The sequence below is a fragment of the Streptomyces sp. G45 genome, assembly GCF_049542095.1.
GTDB lineage: Bacteria > Actinomycetota > Actinomycetes > Streptomycetales > Streptomycetaceae > Streptomyces.
The window spans coordinates 7475252-7493964 of record NZ_JBMUZU010000001.1 but is presented as its reverse complement, the minus strand read 5'-3'; the positions used below and the strand labels follow the sequence as shown (position 1 = coordinate 7493964).

At 74.6% G+C, this 18713-nt stretch carries 13 protein-coding genes and 1 pseudogene; 6 read left to right on the top strand and 8 right to left on the bottom strand.

The features are described 5' to 3' along the window. The first annotated feature begins 176 nt into the window (after positions 1 to 176). Genes ACOBQU_RS31785 through ACOBQU_RS31775 form a run of 3 tightly spaced genes read left to right on the top strand, consistent with a single transcriptional unit; the run spans position 177 to position 6003 of the window. Positions 177 to 5051 carry an HD domain-containing protein gene (locus tag ACOBQU_RS31785; RefSeq protein ID WP_423631863.1) on the top strand — a complete coding sequence of 1625 codons (4875 nt, stop codon included), beginning with the start codon at positions 177 to 179 and terminating at the stop codon, positions 5049 to 5051. Next, entirely contained in the window at positions 5048 to 5395 is a 348-nt protein-coding gene (locus ACOBQU_RS31780; protein ID WP_423631861.1) for a hypothetical protein, read from the top strand. Before ACOBQU_RS31785 ends, ACOBQU_RS31780 begins: the two co-directional genes overlap by 4 nt. Then, the gene (locus ACOBQU_RS31775) at positions 5392 to 6003 is read left to right on the top strand and encodes a hypothetical protein (protein WP_423631859.1); all 612 of its coding nucleotides are present in this window, start codon (positions 5392 to 5394) and stop codon (positions 6001 to 6003) included. Before ACOBQU_RS31780 ends, ACOBQU_RS31775 begins: the two co-directional genes overlap by 4 nt. Positions 6004 to 6168: 165 nt before the next feature. On the opposite strand, the gene ACOBQU_RS31770 is transcribed toward ACOBQU_RS31775, so the two are convergent. The 7 genes from ACOBQU_RS31770 to ACOBQU_RS31740 form a co-directional block, all read right to left on the bottom strand. Then, on the bottom strand, positions 6169 to 6723 hold the full coding sequence (locus ACOBQU_RS31770; protein ID WP_423631857.1) for an arginine repressor: 555 nt from the start codon (positions 6721 to 6723) through the stop codon (positions 6169 to 6171). Positions 6724 to 6730: 7 nt separating this feature from the next. Further along, on the bottom strand, positions 6731 to 7942 hold the full coding sequence (locus tag ACOBQU_RS31765; protein WP_423631855.1) for an acetylornithine transaminase: 1212 nt from the start codon (positions 7940 to 7942) through the stop codon (positions 6731 to 6733). Then, on the bottom strand, positions 7939 to 8856 hold the full coding sequence (gene argB / locus ACOBQU_RS31760; RefSeq protein ID WP_423631853.1) for an acetylglutamate kinase: 918 nt from the start codon (positions 8854 to 8856) through the stop codon (positions 7939 to 7941). Before argB ends, ACOBQU_RS31765 begins: the two co-directional genes overlap by 4 nt. Positions 8857 to 8903: 47 nt before the next feature. Beyond that, entirely contained in the window at positions 8904 to 10055 is a 1152-nt protein-coding gene (gene argJ, locus ACOBQU_RS31755; RefSeq protein ID WP_423631851.1) for a bifunctional glutamate N-acetyltransferase/amino-acid acetyltransferase ArgJ, read from the bottom strand. Between the two features lie 125 nt (positions 10056 to 10180). Beyond that, on the bottom strand, positions 10181 to 11209 hold the full coding sequence (gene argC, locus ACOBQU_RS31750) for an N-acetyl-gamma-glutamyl-phosphate reductase (protein WP_423631850.1): 1029 nt from the start codon (positions 11207 to 11209) through the stop codon (positions 10181 to 10183). A 266-nt stretch (positions 11210 to 11475) separates the two neighbouring features. Beyond that, positions 11476 to 13698 (bottom strand): NADP-dependent isocitrate dehydrogenase, encoded by a 2223-nt coding sequence (locus ACOBQU_RS31745; protein ID WP_423631848.1) that lies wholly within the window; start codon positions 13696 to 13698, stop codon positions 11476 to 11478. A 217-nt stretch (positions 13699 to 13915) separates the two neighbouring features. Beyond that, the gene (locus ACOBQU_RS31740) at positions 13916 to 14347 is read right to left on the bottom strand and encodes a MerR family transcriptional regulator (RefSeq protein WP_423631846.1); all 432 of its coding nucleotides are present in this window, start codon (positions 14345 to 14347) and stop codon (positions 13916 to 13918) included. A gap of 64 nt (positions 14348 to 14411) precedes the next feature. Between ACOBQU_RS31740 and ACOBQU_RS31735 the strand changes: the two genes are divergently transcribed. Further along, entirely contained in the window at positions 14412 to 15377 is a 966-nt protein-coding gene (locus ACOBQU_RS31735) for an oxidoreductase (protein ID WP_423634846.1), read from the top strand. A gap of 90 nt (positions 15378 to 15467) precedes the next feature. Here the strand turns inward: ACOBQU_RS31735 and ACOBQU_RS31730 are convergent. Then, positions 15468 to 16952: pseudogene (locus ACOBQU_RS31730) on the bottom strand (alpha/beta fold hydrolase); the annotation flags it as partial. A 237-nt stretch (positions 16953 to 17189) separates the two neighbouring features. On the opposite strand from ACOBQU_RS31730, the gene ACOBQU_RS31725 reads away from it, so the two are divergent. Together ACOBQU_RS31725 and ACOBQU_RS31720 are read left to right on the top strand one after the other, a co-directional pair. Next, positions 17190 to 18179: an aldo/keto reductase gene (locus ACOBQU_RS31725; protein ID WP_423631844.1), complete on the top strand. Its 990-nt coding sequence runs from the start codon at positions 17190 to 17192 to the stop codon at positions 18177 to 18179. Positions 18180 to 18232: 53 nt separating this feature from the next. Next, positions 18233 to 18709, top strand: coding sequence for a DUF6314 family protein (locus ACOBQU_RS31720; protein ID WP_423631842.1), 477 nt, complete (start codon positions 18233 to 18235; stop codon positions 18707 to 18709). Positions 18710 to 18713: the final 4 nt, after the last annotated feature.

The window sequence follows — 18713 nt, the reverse complement described above, 5'->3', positions numbered from 1 at the left end:
GGGCCCCCAACCCGCCCTGTCCCGCCACCCCCCGCCAGGCCTGGCGCGATGCCATCATGTTGCTCCGGCCGGGCCGGGCGGCGGGAGGGGACCATGGCTGTGGCACGCAGGGCACTGCTCATCGGCATCGGGAACGTGGCGGGGCGGACGCCTCCTTCGCCCCGCTCGACGACGCCGTGGACGCCGATCTGCGCCTGATGTACGCGGCGCTGCGGGCGGCGCACTACGACATCGACACCCTGCACAACGCCGGGCTCAGCCAGATCAGGACCCGGGTCCACGAGGCCGCGCGCGACGTGCCCGCCCACGGCACGCTCCTGGTGTACTTCACCGGGCACGGCGTGCGCGTCAACGGCACCGACTACCTCCTGCCGCACGACGCCGTCCCGCCCGCCGACGGCGACTGGCAGGAGCCGTACCTGGACACGCTGGTCCCGGCGAACATCAGCCCCTGGCTCAAGGCGTCCCGGGCCGACACGGTCCTGTGGGTCATCGACGCCTGCCGCACCGAACTGCCCAGCAACGACCCGCCGTTCGGCAACAGCGTCGACAACGGCCCGCCCGGCGGCGGCTTCGCCGTGTTCATGGGCTGCTCCGCGGGCGAGCGCGGCGGGCACACCAGCGAGGGCAGCTTCTTCACCCGCGGCCTCGCCGACGCCCTCGGCCCGCTGACCCCCGAGCGTGCCGTCGAGGACGTCTTCGCCAAGGCCGCCGCCCGCGCCAAGGCCGTGGCACACCGGCACGGGCACCCCCAGAACGCGGGCGTCCGCTACGGCACCAACTTCGAGGCGCGCACCAGGGCCACGGAGATCTGCGAGGGGCGGCCCCTCCTGGAGGCCTGGCAGTCGGCGGTGCGCGACACCCCGCTGTGGAAGCGCGTCGAGACCCGCGACGAGGGCGGCGTCACCCGCTTCCAGGACTGTCTGAGCACGTTCGTGGAGCGCTGCGCCCACACCCTGCACCTCGCCCAGGAGCGGCTGCCGTTCGAGGACCCCTGGTCCGACGACACCTTCCCCGTGCGCCTGGTCTGCGACCGGCTGCCGCAGCTGCTGCCCGAGGGGGCGCGGCTGTCCGCGGTGGAGGTCGCCACGCTCGTCGCGGCGCCGTTCCTGCGGGAGGCCGCCTGGGCGCAGCGGCTGAGCCAGGCCGCGGAGATCGGCCCGCAGTGCCTGGAGCGGGTGCCGGGCGCCGACGCGCACCGCAGGCACTACGAGCAGATCGGCGACCAGCACGCCCGAGTGGCCCGGAAGATCGCCGAGTGCCGGGCCCGGGAGCGCACCCGCGACGCCGTCGCCGTCACCATGTGGCTGGTGCACCGCTGGGTCGCCGACCGCCTGGAGACCGACGACGAGGAGGCCGCCCAGCCGTTCGCCGACACCCTCGCCGCCGCCCTGCTCGGGGGCACCGCGCCCGCGCAGGACCGGGTCGCGGAGCTGTCCGGGCTGATGCGCGCCGCCGCCGCGGCCATCGGCATCGACGAGCCGTGCGACGCCGTGGCGCGCCGCGCCCCCGCCAAGGTGCTGCTGCCCGGCGGGCACCAGCTGCTGCGGGTGCGCCCGCTGGCGGCGCTGCTACGGCTCGCGGGCACCCTCTCCGTGGACGTGCGCACCTTCCCCGAAGTGGTCGCCGAGCACCTGGCCGTGTCGGACCCGGTGCTGCCGCAGGAGATCGTCGCGCTCGTCTCGCACCCGAAGCTGCTGAGCTGGCAGCCCGAGGGCACCGCGCTCCACCTGGACGTGCCCTGCCCGCACCAGGCGGTGCACGCCGCGCTCATCGAGGTCACCGAGCAGGCCGACCAGCTGGCCGCCCAGGTGGCCGTCCTCGCGGGCACGCTGCCCGAGCAGGAGGCCGCGCTGCTCACCGCCGTGCCCACCCGGGTGACCGACCGCGACCTGCGCGCCAGCGAGCCGGGCGGCCGGGCCGCGTACGAGGTGCCGCTGCTGCGCTTCCACCTGGCGCAGACCGAGGTGCGCGAGCTGCTCATGGGCGAGCAGCTGTACGGCGGCGAACCGCAGCTCGCGCTGCGCGAGCTGTACCAGAACGCGATGGACGCCTGCCGCTACCGGGCGATGCGCTGGGCGTACCTGCAGAGCGCGGGCCCGGCACCGGCGCGCTGGAGCGGCCAGATCTCGCTCACCATGGGCGAGGACGAGCGCGGCCGGTACGTGGAGTGCCGGGACAACGGCGTCGGCATGAGCGCGGAGCAGCTCAAGTACACGTTCACGCGGGCGGGCAGCCGCTTCGAGCAGTCCAAGGCGTTCCGGCGTGAGCAGTCGCGCTGGCTGCGGCACGACCCGGCGCTGCGCCTCTTCCCCAACAGCCGCTTCGGCATCGGCGTGTTCAGCTACTTCATGCTCGCCGACGAGATGGCCATCGTCACGCGGCAGGTGAGCCCCGAGGGGATTCCGGCCCCCGAGGCGCTGAGCGTGGAGATCCCGAGCAGCGGCAGCCTGTTCCGGATCAAACGGCACGACGGGGCCGGGGACGCGCTCGCCGAGGGCGGCACCCGGGTCCGGCTCTACCTGCGGCCCGGCCCGGTCGCCGACCAGCTGTCCTGCGTGCGGGTGCTGCGCGGCCTGGTGCGGGTCAGCGAGTTCGAGCTGACCGTGCGGGACCTGACAGGACCCGGGCACACCTGGGACGAGGGCAGGCTCCAGCCGCCTCTCACGGGCGACTTCACCTATGTGCGGGAGGCCGTGCCGGGCGTGCTGTGGTGGGTCGGCGAAGGCGGCGGCATCCTCTGCGACGGGATCGCCACCGACCAGGAGCGGTTCGGGTACGTGCTCAACCTGACCGGCGCGCACGCCGGGCAACTGAGCGTCAACCGCAAGGAGTTGCAGGACTACGACCGCCAGTGGGAGGAGGACAACTGGCGGGCCGGGGCGGCGGCGCTCGGCGCGGACCCCGACCTGCGCATGGAGTGGCTGTGGACCGTGGAGCAGAGCAACGTGGTGCTCGCCCGCACCCTGTGGGACGAGTGGCGCGGCAAGGGGATCACCGCCGCGCGCGGCGAATCCCGCCACAGCCTGGACTCCCAGGGCTGGTTCTACCTCGACGCGCAGATCCTGGACCTCGGCGTCCCCGCGGTGAGCTGGGCCGAGCAGCTCGGCCCCTGGCGCAAGGCCGCCCTCGGGCTCGCCCACCCCACCCCCGAGGCGTCCCTCCCCCAGGAGCTGACGGGCTACGCCGTGCCGCACCCGGGCGACGCCGACCTGTTCGACAGCGGCGGCCCCGCCTGGTGGCACGTGGTGGCGCAGGCCGCCCGGCAGCGCACCACGGTCGCCGACGTGCTGCGGCGGCAGCGGCAGCTGCGCATCGCCCACAAGCACCACGGCGCGCCGTCCGTGTGGCCGGGCGACCTCGACGTGGTGCCCGACGCGTTCGACCGGGCCGTGGCGGGCGTCTTCGCCGGGCACCGGCAGGACGGCAGCATGGTGTCGACGGCGTCCTCCGGCAGCGTCGGCCTCGCCGCGGGCCGGATCGTCATGGCCTCCTGCCAGGAGGGCGAACCCCTCGGCCGGGTCGCCGCGTGGTACCGCCGCTGGACGCCGCTGCACAACGCCCCGCTGCCGCCGGTCCCCGACCACCACGCGGACTACGTCTGCACGGCGGAGGACATAGCCTGCCTGTTCTTCGAGACGGGCCCCTCCTACAACCGCAGGTTCGTGCCCGTCACCACGCCCTGGCACCTGCGGGACGCCTGCGAGCGCCTGGGGGTGACCCCGGAGGAACTGCTGCGCAGGATCGCCCCGTTCGGCTGGCTCGGCTGGCCCCTGCCGCGGCCCGAGGCGGTCCGCGCGTGGGCCGGGGTGGAGAGCGACCTGTACGGCGTCCTCATCGACTTCATGACGGGCCCGGCCACCGCGAAGGCCCTGCCCTGGGCCGCCACCGTCGCCCTGGCCGCGCGCACCCGCACCACCCTCGCGGACGCGGAGGCCCGCCTCGCGCGCGCCGCCACCGCCACGGGCCTCGCCTTCGTACGGCGGTACGCGGACGGCGCGCCGGGCGGCGGCGTCACACCGCCCGAAGCCACGCTCGCCCTGGTGTCGGCCCTGCACGAGGGCGAGGCGCCCCTGGAGGGCGGCCTCGGCTTCGAGGCGCTGGGCCGGGCCGCCGCCGCGGACGACGCGCTGAGCCCCGAGGGCCTCGCCGAGGTCGTGGCGGGGCTGCGGAAGGCCGGGGTGCGGGTGCCCGAGCCGCCCGACGTGGTCGTCGAGTGGCCCCGGCTGCCCCTGCGCACCCGCTTCGTCCTGTCGGGCAAGGACATCACCAACCGGGACGAGGACTCCCCCTCCGACCGGCTCACCGCGGCCGGGCTCACCTACGTCGCCGAGCGCCTGCACGAGTCGCTCGGCGAGGTGTGGCACCTGGCGGCCGAGAACGCCGACCGCTTCGGCTACACGGTGCCGCCGCCCCCGGAGCCGCTCGCCTCGTTCCGGCCGACGTCGCACGACATCGCGGCGCTCGCCGAGCAGCCGTACAACGGCCACTTCTCCAGCGCCGAGTGGCAGGTGCTCACGCCCTCGGCCCTGGCCCGGTACGCCGCCACCCTGGAGATCGACACCGCGTCGGCGTACGCCCGCCTGGCAAGGCTGCGCCCCCTCGGCGCCCTGGTGCCCGAGCTGCCGCCCGAGGCGGTGGCCGCGCTGCCCACCGCGGTCCCCACCGAGCGGGACCTCACCGCCCTCTCCCACCAGCACCGGCTCAGCGATGACGACCAGCCGCTGACCGCCCTCGACCTGGTCAGCATCGCCGGGCGCCTGGGCGAGCCGCTGCCGGTGACGCTGCGGCGCGTCGCGCCCTACCTCGCCCTGCTGCCCGACGCGGCCCCGCTGCCCGCCCCGCCGGACACGGTGCCCCGCTGGCAGGACCTGGCCCTGCTCACGGTGCACCTCGACGGGCGGCTGCCCGCCCTGTCCGGGACGGTGTCCGCCGGGCACGTCGCCCGCGCCGCGCACGGCGTCGGCGAGTCCACGGCCTGGGTCACCGAGCGGCTGCGCCTGTACGCCCCCTTCTTCGGCCTCGCACTCGACCTGGACGGCACCCCGTGACCCATCTGTTCGACACCGCCTACGCCGACCGGGACCTGGGCGAGGTGCCCGGCCCCTTCACCCTCGGCCCCTCCCCCGGCGGACACGCCCTCGTCCAGGGCACCTGCCCCCGCTGCAAGGGGCACACGGCCACCGAGTACCGCCACGGCGTCCCCGGCACCGGCACGGCCACCGGCACCAAGGGGCCGCTGGCGGACACCGCCCGGCTGCTCGCCCTGGAGCGGCACTACTGCGAGTGCCGCCACCCCCACCCGGACCTGCCGCCGGACGCCGTCTTCGTCGGCTGCGGCGCGAGCTGGTACGTACGGAACCTGGTGACCGTCGGCCCCGGCGGCACGCCATGACCGCGCAGTCGGACCGCCGCTGGTCGCAGCTGGCCCGCGAGCTGGAGTTCACCCAGCTGGACGAGTTGCGCGGGCGGGCCGAGGGCTGGCGCAACGGGCTCGCGGGGCTGACCGCGCTGCTGGCCGTCCTGGTGGTCCTCAAGGGCCGCGACGACCTGGGCGCCCTCCCGGCGGGCGCCCGGCGCGCCGCCATGGTCCTGGTCGCCGCCTCGTTCGTGCTGCTGCTCACCGGGTCGGTGCTCGCCGTGCTCGCCGCGCACGGGCGCCCCCGCGAGCGCATCCTGCTGGCGGGGCAGTCCCTGCGCCGCTGGAGCGAGCGCGAGGCGGCCCGGATCCTCCGGCTGCTGCCCCTGGCCCTGGGGTGCTGCCTGCTCGGCGTGGTGTGCGGCGGCGCGGGCATCGGCGTCGCCCTGGTCGCCACCGAGCCGCCGCAGGACCACCTGGTGCGGGTCACCACCACGACCGGGGAGCGGTGCGGCGAACTCCTCGGCTCGGGGCGCGCCGGGCTGGCGCTGCGGGAGGAGGAGAGCACCCCCGACCGGGTCACACTGCCCGCGCGCACGGTGGTGTCGGTGACCCCGGTATCCCGGTGCGACACGCCCAAGTGACCCACGGAGGAGACGAATCAAGCCCGTCCGGCGATGTGCCCCCCGATGGAGGCACATCAAGCCCGACCGGCGAAGTGCACCCCGACGGAGGCACATCAAGCCCGTCCGGCGTTTGAGGACAAGGCCGAAGGCCGGTGAAACCCCGCCCAAGGCCAGGGGCCAGCGTCAGTGTTCGTTGGACGCCAGCCGCAGCAGGTGGTCCGCGAGGGCCTGGCCCCCCGTCGCCTCCCTGCTGATCAGCATCACGGTGTCGTCGCCCGCGATGGTGCCGAGGATGTCGTGCAGCTCGGCCTGGTCGATGGCCGAGGCGAGGAACTGGGCCGCGCCCGGCGGCGTACGCAGCACCACGAGGTTGGCCGACGCCTCCGCGGAGATCAGCAGCTCCCCGGAGAGCCGCCGCATCCGCTCCTCCTTGGCCGACTCGCCGAGCGGGGCGCGCGGCGTGCGGAAGCCGCCCTCGCTCGGCACGGCGTAGATGAGGTCGCCCTCGGCGTTGCGGATCTTGACGGCGTTCAGCTCGTCCAAGTCCCGGGAGAGGGTCGCCTGGGTGACCGAGAGGCCGTCGTCGGCGAGGAGCTTGGCGAGCTGGCTCTGGGAGCGCACGGGCTGCCGGTTGAGGATGTCCACGATCCGGCGGTGCCGTGCGGTGCGGGTCTGCGGCACGGCGGGCCCGGCGGTCCCGGAGGGCTCCCCTCGGTCGTTGCGCTGCGCGTGGCTCATCGTCGTCTCATTCTCCGGATCGTCCGTCCCCGTTCGCCGCGGCCGCGGCCTTGTCCAGGACGCCGGGCAGCGCCTGGAGCAGCGCGTCCACCTCGGTGTCGCGCACGTTCAGCGGCGGCATGAGCCGTACGACATCGGGGGCGGGCGCGTTGACCAGGAGGCCCGCGTCCTGAGCCGCCCGCTGCACCTCGGCGGCCAGCGGCTCGGTGAGCACCATACCCAGCAGCAGGCCCGCGCCCCTGACATGGGAGACCAGCGGGTGGCCCGCCGCCTCGATTCCGGTGCGCAGCCGCTGCCCGGCGCGCCGGGTGTGGCCGAGCAGGTCCTCGGCGGCGATGGTGTCGAGGACGGCGAGCCCGGCGGCGCAGGCGACGGGGTTGCCGCCGAAGGTGGTGCCGTGGTGGCCGGGCTTCAGCAGGTCGGCGGCGGCGTCGAAGGCGACGGTGGCGCCGAGCGGGAGGCCGCCGCCGAGGCCCTTGGCGAGGGTGACGACGTCGGGGCGTACGTCGTCGTCGGCGAGGTGCGCGAACCAGTGGCCGGTGCGGCCGACGCCGGTCTGGACCTCGTCGAGGACCAGCAGGGTGCCGGTGGCGCGGGTGATGTCGCGGGCCGCCCTGAGGTATCCGGCGGGCGGCACGACCACGCCGTTCTCGCCCTGGATCGGCTCGATGATCACCAGGGCGGTGTCCTCGGTGACCGCGGCGCGCAGGGCGTCGGCGTCGCCGTACGGCACGTGCGTGACGTCGCCGGGCAGCGGCAGGAACGGCTCCCGCTTGCCGGGCTGGCCGGTCAGGGCGAGGGCGCCCATGGTGCGGCCGTGGAAGCCGCCGTCGGTGGCGACCATGTGGGGGCGGCCGGTGAGGCGGCCGATCTTGACGGCGCCCTCGTTGGCCTCCGCGCCCGAGTTGCAGAAGTACACCCGTCCCGGCCGGTCGAAGAGGGCGAGCAGCCGCTCGGCGAGGGCGACGGGCGGCTCGGCGACGAAGAGGTTGGAGACGTGGCCGAGGGCGGCGATCTGCCGGGACACGGCCTCGACGACCGCGGGGTGGCCGTGGCCGAGCGCGTTGACGGCGATGCCGCCGACGAAGTCGACGTAGGCGTTGCCGTCGGCGTCCCACAGCGTGCTGCCCTCGCCGCGCACCAGGGGGAGCCGCGGGGTGCCGTAGTTGGCCATGAGCGCACCCTGCCAGCGCCGGGTCAGCTCGTGGTTGGCGGTCATGCGGGGTCTCCCTCGGTGGGCTCGTCGGGCACGACCATCGTGCCGATTCCGTCATCCGTAAAGATTTCGAGCAGGATCGAGTGCGGGACGCGGCCGTCGATGACGCGGGCGGTGCGCACGCCGTTGCGGACCGCGTGCAGGCAGCCGCGCATCTTGGGCACCATGCCGCTGGACAGCTCGGGGATGAGCTTCTCCAGCTGGCTGGCGGTGAGCCTGCTGATGACCTCGTCGCTGTGCGGCCAGTCCTCGTAGAGGCCCTCGACGTCGGTGAGCACCATCAGCGTCTCGGCACCCAGCGCCGCAGCGAGTGCCGCAGCCGCCGTATCAGCATTGACGTTGTAGACATGGCCCGGGCCGCCTTCGTTCTGGGAGCGGGCGATGGAGGAGATCACCGGGATGCGGCCGTCGGCGAGCAGCGCCTGGACGGCCCCGGTGTCGATCCGGGTGACCTCGCCGACCTGGCCGATGTCGACGGGCTCGCCGTCGACGAGGGGGCGGTGGCGGGTCGCGGTGATGGTGTGGGCGTCCTCGCCGGTGAGGCCGACGGCCAGCGGTCCGTGTTCGTTGAGCAGCCCCACGATCTCGCGCTGCACGCGGCCCGCGAGGACCATGCGGACGACGTCCATGGCCTCGGGCGTGGTGACGCGCAGGCCCGCCTTGAACTCGCTGACCAGGCCCTGCTTGTCGAGCTGTGCGCTGATCTGCGGGCCGCCGCCGTGCACCACGACGGGTCTGAGGCCCGCGTGGTGCAGGAAGACGACGTCCTGCGCGAAGGCGGCCTTGAGCGCGTCGTCGACCATGGCGTTGCCGCCGAACTTGATGACGACGGTCCTGCCGCGGTGCCGGGTCAGCCAGGGCAGCGCCTCGACGAGGGTCTGGGCCTTGGGCAGTGCGGTGTGCTTGCGGGTGCTCACGGTTCTTTCCAGGGGGAGGCGGTCGTACGGCGTCGGGGCCGCGGGGGCTACGACGAGTACGCGCTGTTCTCGTGGACGTAGTCGGCGGTCAGGTCGTTGGCCCAGATGACCGCGGACTCGGTCCCGGCGGACAGGTCGGCGGTGACGCGCACCTCGCGGTAGCGCATGTCGACGAGGTCGCGGTCCTCGCCGACCGAGCCGTTCCGGCACACCCAGACGTCGTTGATGGCGACGTTCAGCCGGTCCGGTTCGAAGGCGGCGCTCGTGGTGCCGATGGCGGAGAGCACCCGGCCCCAGTTGGGGTCCTCGCCGTGGATGGCGCACTTCAGGAGGTTGTTGCGGGCGATGGAGCGGCCCACCTCGACGGCGTCGTCCTCGCTGGCGGCGCCGATGACCTCGATGCGGATGTCCTTGGTGGCGCCCTCGGCGTCGCCGATGAGCTGCCGGGCGAGGTCGTCGCAGACGGCGCGGACGGCCTCGGCGAACTCCGCCTCGCCGGGCGTGACCTCGGCGGCCCCGGAGGCGAGCAGCAGCACCGTGTCGTTGGTGGACATGCAGCCGTCGGAGTCGACCCGGTCGAAGGTGAGCCGGGTGGCCTCGCGCAGCGCCTTGTCGAGGTCGGCGGCGGGCAGGTCGGCGTCCGTGGTGAGCACCACCAGCATGGTGGCGAGGCCGGGGGCGAGCATGCCCGCGCCCTTGGCCATGCCGCCGACGGTCCAGCCGTCGCCCTCGTGCACGGCCGTCTTGTGGACGCTGTCGGTGGTCTTGATGGCGATGGCAGCCTTCTCGCCGCCGTGCGCGGACAGCGCCTCGGCGGCGCTCGCCACGCCCGGCAGGAGCCGGTCCATGGGCAGGCGTACGCCGATGAGTCCGGTGGAGGCCACGGCGATCTCGGCGGCGCTCTCGCCGAGGACGTCGGCCGCCTTCTCGGCGGTGGCGTGCGTGTCCTGGAAGCCCTCGGGGCCCGTGCAGGCGTTGGCGCCGCCGGAGTTGAGGACGACGGCCGCGACCTGCCCGCCCTTGAGGACCTGCTCGGACCACAGGACGGGCGCGGCCTTCACGCGGTTGGAGGTGAAGACCCCGGCGGCGGCGCGCCGGGGTCCGTCGTTGACCACGAGGGCCAGGTCCGGGGTGCCGCCCGCCTTGATCCCGGCGGCGATGCCCGCCGCCCGGAACCCCTTGGCTGCCGTGACGCTCACTGTCTCTCCTTGTCCGCGGTGTCTGGCGTTGTCTGGCACTGGCTGACGCTGGCCGACGTGGTCCGACGGCGTCCGGCGTTGTCCGGGTCGCGGTCCGGGTGGCGGTCCGCCGTGTGCGGGCTCGCTCAGGGGGCGAGTCCGGTGGTGGGGAGCCCCAGCTCCTCGGGGAGGCCGAGGGCGATGTTCATGCTCTGCACCGCGCCGCCCGCGGTGCCCTTGGTGAGGTTGTCGATGGCGCTGATCACGATCACGCGGTCGGCGGCGGTGTCGTGGGCGACCTGGAGCTGGACGCAGTTGGAGCCGTACACCGAGGCCGTCGCGGGCCACTGGCCCTCCGGCAGCAGGTGCGCGAACGGCTCGTCGGCGAAGGCCTTCTCGTACGCGGCCCGGACGGCCTCCGCGGTGACGCCCGGCCGCGCCTTGGCACTGCACGTGGCGAGGATGCCGCGGGGCATCGGGGCGAGCGTGGGCGTGAAGGAGACGCTGACGCGGGTGCCCGCGGCCGCACTGAGGTTCTGGATCATCTCGGGGGTGTGCCGGTGCACCCCGCCGACGCCGTACGGCGACATGGACCCCATGACCTCGGAGCCCAGCAGGTGCGGCTTGGGCGACTTGCCCGCGCCGGAGGTGCCGGACGCGGCGACGATCACCGCCTCGTCCTCGACGAGGCCCGCGGCGTACGCCGGGAACAGGGCGAGCGAGACGGCCGTCGGGTAGCAGCCGGGCACCGCGATGCGCCGGGTGCCCTCCAGGGCGGCGCGGGCGCCGGGCAGCTCGGGCAGGCCGTAGGGCCAGGTCCCGGCGTGGGCGCTGCCGTAGAAGCGCTCCCAGTCGGCGGCTTCCTTGAGGCGGAAGTCGGCACCCATGTCGACGACCAGGACATCCGGGCCGAGCTGCTCGGCGACGGCGGCGGACTGGCCGTGCGGCAGGGCGAGGAAGACCACGTCGTGCCCGGCCAGGCTCTCGGCGCTCGTCGGCTCCAGGACGCGCTCGGCGAGCGGCGTCAGGTGCGGCTGGAGCGCGCCGAGGCGCTGGCCCGCGTTCGCGTGGGCGGTGAGCGCGCCGATCTCGACCTCGGGGTGGCCGACGAGGATGCGCAGCAGCTCCCCGCCCGCGTACCCACTCGCTCCCGCAACCGCTGCGCGTACCGTCATGGACTCCTCCTCCTGGATGGCATGAATATACAAGTCATCGCACGTTTATGCAATGCGGATCTCGTGCCGCCTCGGGTTCCCGCGGGCCCCCGTGCGCCGACGAGCTGGGGAAATCGTGGCACCGGGCCGGGCCGGGCGGCCAGGGTTGGCCAACCGGAGGCAGCGTCCCCGTCCGGTGGCCGAGACACGACCGCCCCGGTCGGCGGTTGCCGACCGGGGCGGAAGGGATGGCTGTCCTACCGGGCCCTAGGGGCGCGCGGCGGGGGTCAGGCGAGCGTGGCGAGGGCCTCGTTGAAGGTCGCCGACGGGCGCATGACGGCCGCGGCCTTGGCGGGGTCCGGCTGGTAGTAGCCGCCGATGTCCGCCGGGGAGCCCTGGACGGCGATCAGCTCGTCCACGATCGTCCGCTCCTGCTCGGTGAGCGTCTTGGCCAGCGGCCCGAAGGCCTCGGCCAGCTGGGCGTCGTCGGTCTGCTTGGCCAGCTCCTGGGCCCAGTACAGGGCCAGGTAGAAGTGGCTGCCGCGGTTGTCGATGCCGCCGAGCCTGCGGCTCGGGGACTTGTTCTCGTTGAGGAACGAGGCGGTCGCGCGGTCCAGGGTGTCCGCGAGGATCTGGGCGCGGGCGTTGCCCGTGGTCTGCGCCAGGTGCTCGAAGGACACCGCGAGCGCCAGGAACTCGCCGAGGCTGTCCCAGCGCAGGTAGTTCTCCTTGACCAGCTGCTGCACGTGCTTCGGGGCGGAGCCGCCGGCGCCGGTCTCGAACAGGCCGCCGCCGTTCATCAGCGGGACCACCGAGAGCATCTTGGCGCTGGTGCCCAGCTCCAGGATCGGGAACAGGTCGGTCAGGTAGTCGCGCAGCACGTTGCCGGTGACCGAGATGGTGTTCTCGCCGCGGCGGATGCGCTCCACGGACAGCTTGATCGCGTCGACCGGCGCCAGGATCCTGATGTCCAGGCCCTCGGTGTCGTGCTCCGGCAGGTACCGCTTGACCTTCTCGATGAGCACGGCGTCGTGCGCGCGGCCCTCGTCCAGCCAGAACACGGCCGGGTCGCCGGTGGCGCGGGCGCGGGTGACGGCCAGCTTGACCCAGTCCCGGATCGGGGCGTCCTTGGTCTGGCAGGCGCGGAAGATGTCACCGGCGGCGACGGGCTGCTCGATGAGCACGTTGCCCTGGGCGTCGACCAGGCGGACGGTACCCGCGGCCGGGACCTCGAAGGTCTTGTCGTGGGAGCCGTACTCTTCGGCCTTCTGCGCCATCAGGCCGACGTTCGGCACCGAGCCCATGGTGGCCGGGTCGTAGGCGCCGTTGGCGCGGCAGTCGTCGATGACGACCTGGTAGATGCCCGCGTAGGAGCTGTCGGGCAGCACCGCGAGGGTGTCGGCCTCCTGGCCGTCCGGGCCCCACATGTGGCCGGAGGTGCGGATCATCGCGGGCATGGAGGCGTCCACGATGACGTCGCTCGGGACGTGCAGGTTGGTGATGCCCTTGTCCGAGTCGACCATGGCGAGGGCGGGGCCCTGGGCCAGCTCGGCCTCGAAGGACGCCTTGATCTCGGCGCCCAGGTGGGGCACGGAGTCCAGGCCCTTCAGGATGGTGCCGAGGCCGTCGTTCGGGGACAGACCGGCGGCGAGCAGCGCGTCGCCGTACTTCTCGAAGGTCTGCGGGAAGAACGCGCGCACCGCGTGGCCGAAGATGATCGGGTCGGAGACCTTCATCATCGTGGCCTTCAGGTGCACGGAGAACAGCACGCCCTCCTCCTTGGCACGGGCGACCTGCGCGGCGAGGAACTCGCGCAGCGCGGCCACGCGCATCACGGAGGCGTCGACGACCTCGCCCGCGAGGACCGGCACCGACTCGCGCAGCACCGTGGTGGTGCCGTCCTCGGCGGCCAGCTCGATGCGCAGGGCGCCGTCCTCGGCGATGACCACGGACTTCTCGGTGGAGCGGAAGTCGTTCTCGCCCATGGTGGCGACGTTCGTCTTGGAGTCGGCCGTCCAGGCGCCCATGCGGTGCGGGTGGGCCTTGGCGTAGTTCTTGACCGAGGCGGGGGCGCGGCGGTCGGAGTTGCCCTCGCGCAGCACCGGGTTGACCGCGGAGCCCTTGACCTTGTCGTAGCGGGCGCGGATCTCGCGCTCCTCGTCGGTCTTCGGGTCGTCCGGGTAGTCGGGCAGCGCGTAGCCCTGGCCCTGGAGCTCGGCGATGGCGGCCTTGAGCTGCGGGATGGACGCCGAGATGTTCGGCAGCTTGATGATGTTCGCGCCCGGCGTCTTGGCCAGCTCGCCGAGCTCGGCCAGCGCGTCGTCGATCCGCTGGCCCGGCTCCAGGTGCTCGGGGAAGCTCGCGATGATCCGGCCCGCCAGGGAGATGTCACGGGTCTCGACGCGGACACCGGCCGTCGAGGCGTACGCCTGGATCACGGGCAGGAACGAATGCGTCGCGAGGGCGGGGGCCTCGTCAGTGTGCGTATAGATGATGGTCGAGTCAGTCACCGGGTGCTCCGCTCCACGTCTGCAACATTGCTCGACATCAAGATATCTCGTGTGCGCGACCTCCCCGACAGGGCCCTTGGCGCACGCGTGGGCACCGGCCGGAACCGCCGCGCGGCGGCGGCCCGGGTCCCCGCCCCCACGCAGGCCACCGCTGCCCGTCCCGTCACCGCCGCGCGCCCCGCCCCGGGCGCCGGACGGCCGAAACCCGCCCGTCCGGTCAGCGGGACAGGTCCGGCGCCCACACTCCCGCGGCGGTGCCCGCGCGGACGTGCCGCTCGTACGCCACGACCTTGCCGTGGATGATCTCCAGGCTCGCCTCCAGTTCGGCGACGCGGGCGCGGACGGCCCGCTCGTGCTCCTGGAGCAGCGCGAGGCGTTCCGCTTCGTTCCCCGGGCCCGAGCGGACGAGGTCCGCGAACCGCTTGAGCGTCGCGATCGGCATCCCGGACGCCCGCAGCCGGTTGCACAGCAGCAGCCACTCCACGTCGGCCGCCTCGTAGACGCGCCGCCCGCCGCCGGTGCGCGGCACGGGCCGCAGGAACAGCCGCTCGCGCTCGAAGAACCGCAGCGCGTGCACGCTGAGCCCGGTCCTCTCCGCGACCTCCCCGATGGACATCCCGCTGGACATCCCGCCCGCCGCGCCCGCCATCGCCCGCCCCCTCAGCCGACCAGAGCTTGATCTAGATCGCAGTCTAGGTCCTAGCGTCCCGCCCATGACGACCACACCAGCGCAGCAACGCAAGATCGGTTCCGGTTACGACGCCCGGAGCACCGCCGACGACGTCCTCGACGGCATCGACCTGACCGGCAGGACCGCCCTCGTCACCGGCGGCTACTCCGGCCTCGGCTTGGCCGCCACCCGGGCCCTCGCCCGTGCCGGTGCCCGGGTCATCGTCCCGGCCCGCAGGCCCGGCACGGCGCGGGCGGCCGTGCGCGGCGTCCCCGGCGTGGAGGTGGCCGCGCTGGACCTGGCGGACCTCGACAGCGTCCGCGCCTTCGCCGACGGCGTCCTGCGCGCCCGCACCACGGTGGACCTGCTGATCGCGAACGCGGGCGTCATGGCCTGCCCCGAGACCCGCGTCGGCCCCGGCTGGGAGGCGCACTTCGCGGTCAACCACCTCGGCCACCACGCTCTGGTCAACCACCTCGCCCCCGCGCTGGCCGCGCCGGGCGCCCGCGTCGTGGCGGTGGCCTCCTCCGGGCACTTCCTGTCCGGCATCCGCTGGGACGACCCGCACTTCGAGCGCGGCTACGACCGCTGGCTGGCCTACGCCCAGTCCAAGACGGCGAACGCCCTCTTCGCCCGGCACCTGGACGCGCTCGCCGGGGACCGCGGAATCCACGCCTTCGCCGTGCACCCGGGCAGCGTCCTCACCCCGCTCCAGCGCCACGTCCCGCGCGCCGAGCAGCTGGCGCAGGGCTGGATCGGCCCCGACGGGCGCCCCGCCGAGGGCTTCAAGTCCCCGGAGCAGGGCGCGGCCACGGCCGTGTGGGCAGCCACCTCGCCGCTCCTGGAGGGCCACGGCGGCGCCTACTGCCAGGACTGCGACATCGCGGAGGCGGCCACCACCGACGACATGCTGATCGGCGGGGTCAAGCCGTGGGCGGTGGACCCCGAGGCGGCGGCCCGGCTGTGGGAGCTGTCCGCCGACCTCACGGGGGTGGACCAGTTCTCGTGACGGCTCACCCGGCGGGACAGACGAGGTCCCGGCCGGGCAGCTCGCCCCGCCGAGGTAGGCGTTGACCGCCCGGTCGGCGCACGGCACCGGCCTCAGGCCGTCGACGGCACGGCCGTACACGCCGTGGCCGCGGATGTCGGCGGTGACCATGCGGGAGCCGCGCAGCGCCCGGTGCATGGCGCGGGCGTCGCGGTAGGGGGTGTGGTCGCGACGGGCCTGGAGCAGCAGGACGGGCACGTCGTTGCCGATGGTCACCGCGGGTTCCCGCGGGGGCGTGCGGAAGAACACGCAGGGCGCGGTCACGCCGTTCACGAACGGTCCGAAGACGGGCTGGGCGGCGCGGCTGCGCTGGCTGTTGCGCCAGTACACCTCGGTGTCCCCGGGCCAGCCGCCCGCGGGCCAGCCGCCGTCGCCGCACATGAAGAGCATGCCGCCCAGCATGCCGTCCGCCAGCTCGGGCGAGCGCAACAGGTCGAGCATGCGGGCGAGTTCGGGCCCCGGCTCGGTGAGGCGGCCGTGCGCGGCGGCCACCAGGTCGCGCACGAGGGCGGCCACGGTGGCGTCGTTCTCGTACTGCGTCAGGGGCTGTTTGAGCAGCATCCGCAGGGTCGGCGCGTCCAGGCGGACGCCGTCCACGGTCAGCGGTCGCCGCTCGGCGCGGGCGAGGACGGCCTCTACGTGGGCGCGCACGCGCCGCGGGGTGCGGCCGAGCCGGTAGGCGGCGTGGCGGCGGGCGGTCCACGCGGCCCACTCGTCGAGCGCCGCCTCCGCGGGGCCGCCCGAGCGCTGGAACTGCTCGTACTGGGTGGCGGCCGGGTCGGTGACGGAGTCGACGACCATGCGGTCCACGCGGCGCGGGAAGAGCTGCGCGTAGGTGGCGCCGAGGTCCGCGCCGTACGAGACGCCGTAGTACGAGATCCGGGGCTCGCCGAGGGCCGCGCGGATCAGGTCCATGTCGCGGGCCACGTTGCGGGACGAGGCGTGCGGCAGCAGGCGGGCGTTGTCGCCGGGCTCGTGGCAGCGGCGGGCGTCCACGCGGGCCTTCGCCACGGCCGCCTCGAAGTCCGCGCGGGGGCTCGTGGTCGGCGCGGGGGCGGGCGGCGGGGGCGCGGGGGCGCAGGTCAGCGGGGTGCTCTCGCCGAGGAAGCGCGGGTCGAAGCCGATCAGGTCGTAGGCGTCGGCGGTCTTCTTCAGGGCGGGGCGCAGGGCCAGCGTGGAGGCGAGGCCGAGGCCGCCGGGGCCGCCCGGGTTGGACAGCAGGACGCCCCGGCGCTGGCCCGCCGGGGCCTTGGCCCGGACCCGGGAGACGGCGATCTCGATGGTGCGGCCCTCGGGGCGGGCGTAGTCCAGCGGCACGGTGACCCTGGCGCAGCGGGCGCCCGCCTCGCGTAACGCCTTCTGGTCGGCGGGGCAGTCGGTCCAGCTCAGGCGCTGGTGCGCGAACGCGGCGAGGCCCGGCGGGCGGCCCGGCGGCGGGGGCGCCGCACCCGCGTCGGCGGGCGCGGTCACGGTCGCGGTCGTGAGCAGGGCGGCGAGGCCGAGGCCAGTGAGGGTGACGGTGGACGCGGAACGCATCGCTGTCTCCTGGGTGGAGCGGGGTGTGGTCGTGGTCCGGCCGACGCTAGGGGCGCGCGTGCCCCGCCCGACATCCGGCCAGCCCGCCCACCGGCCCTGGGGCCAGCCCCCGTGCCCGACGCGCCGCGCTTGCCCTGGAGCGCGCTCCAACTCCTAGGGTCACGGCCGAGATCACGACACGGCCCGCGCACGGCCCCCGCGTTCGCGCACGGCCGCCGTACGACTGGAGGTACGACCATGACCGGCCTGCCCACCCGCAAGCTCGGCGCCCTGACGGTCTCGGCCCAGGGGCTCGGCTGCATGCGGATGAGCCACGGCTACGGCTCCTCGGACGACGCCCAGTCGACCGCGACCGTCCACCGCGCCCTCGACCTCGGCGTCACCCTCTTCGACACTTCCGACTACTACGGCCATGGCCACAACGAGCGGCTTCTCGGCCGCGCCCTCGCCGGGCACCGGCGGGAGCGGGCCGTGATCGCCACCAAGTTCGGCTTCGCCAACCGGCTCGGCGAGCCCACCGTGATCCGTGGCGACGCCGCGTACGTGCGCCGGGCCTGCGACGCCTCCCTCGCGCGGCTCGGCGTCGACCACATCGACCTGTACTACGTGCACCGCGTCGACCAGGAGGTGCCGATCGAGGAGACGGTCGGCGCGCTGGCCGAGCTGGTCGCGGCGGGCAAGGTGCGCCACCTCGGGCTCTCCGAGGCGAGCGCCCGCACGATCCGGCGCGCCCACGCCGTGCACCCCATCGCCGCGCTGCAGAGCGAGTGGTCGCTGTGGACGCGGGACCTGGAGGACGAGATCGTGCCGGTGTGCCGGGAGCTGGGCATCGGGATCGTGCCGTTCTCGCCGCTCGGCCGGGGCTTCCTGACCGGCACGGTCAGGTCCGTCGACGGGCTCGCCGCGGACGACGTGCGCCGCACCCAGCCCCGGTTCGCCGACGGGAACCTGGAGCGGAACCTCACCGTCGTGGAGACGCTGCACGCGCTGGCCGCCGAGAAGGGCGTCACCGCGGGGCAGCTGGCGCTGGCCTGGGTGCAGCGGCGGGGCGACGACGTGGTGCCGATCCCGGGGACGCGCCGCGCGAAGTACCTGGAGGAGAACGTGGCCGCCGCGACCCTTGAGCTGTCGGCTGCCGAGCTGGCCGCGATCGACGCGGCGGCACCCGCCGGGCGGGTCGCGGGGGCGCGGTACGACGCGAACAGCCTGGCGGTGGTGGACCGGTAGGGCGCGGCCCGGCGGCGGGTCCGCCCGGGGCCGGGGCCGCGTAGGCTGCGGGTATGCCCCTCCCTGACGACGCCGGATACGCCGTGCCGGACGTTCTCGCCTACCTGTGCGGGACCTGGCGGGTCGAGCGGACGGTGGGCGACTTCGCCGCCGGGCGGGGCGTCCCGCTGGAGGGGCGCTTCACCGGGGTGACGCGGTTCACGGCCCTGCCCGGCGCGGACGGCGGCGGGCTGCTGCACCACGAGTCGGGCACGTTCACCTGGCGGGGGGTCGCGCGGCCCGCCGAGCGGACGCTGCGGTTCCTGCCGGGCGGCGCCCCGGGCACGGCCGTGGTGCGCTTCGCGGACGGCCGCCCCTTCCACGACCTGGACCTGCGGACGGGCCGCCACACCGCCGACCACCCGTGCGCGGCGGACCTCTACCGGGGCGAGTTCACCGTGGCTGCCGAGGACCGCTGGGGCACGCGCTGGCGCGTCCGGGGCCCGGCCAAGGACCTCCTCCTGACGACCCAGTACACCCGCGTGGCCTGATGCC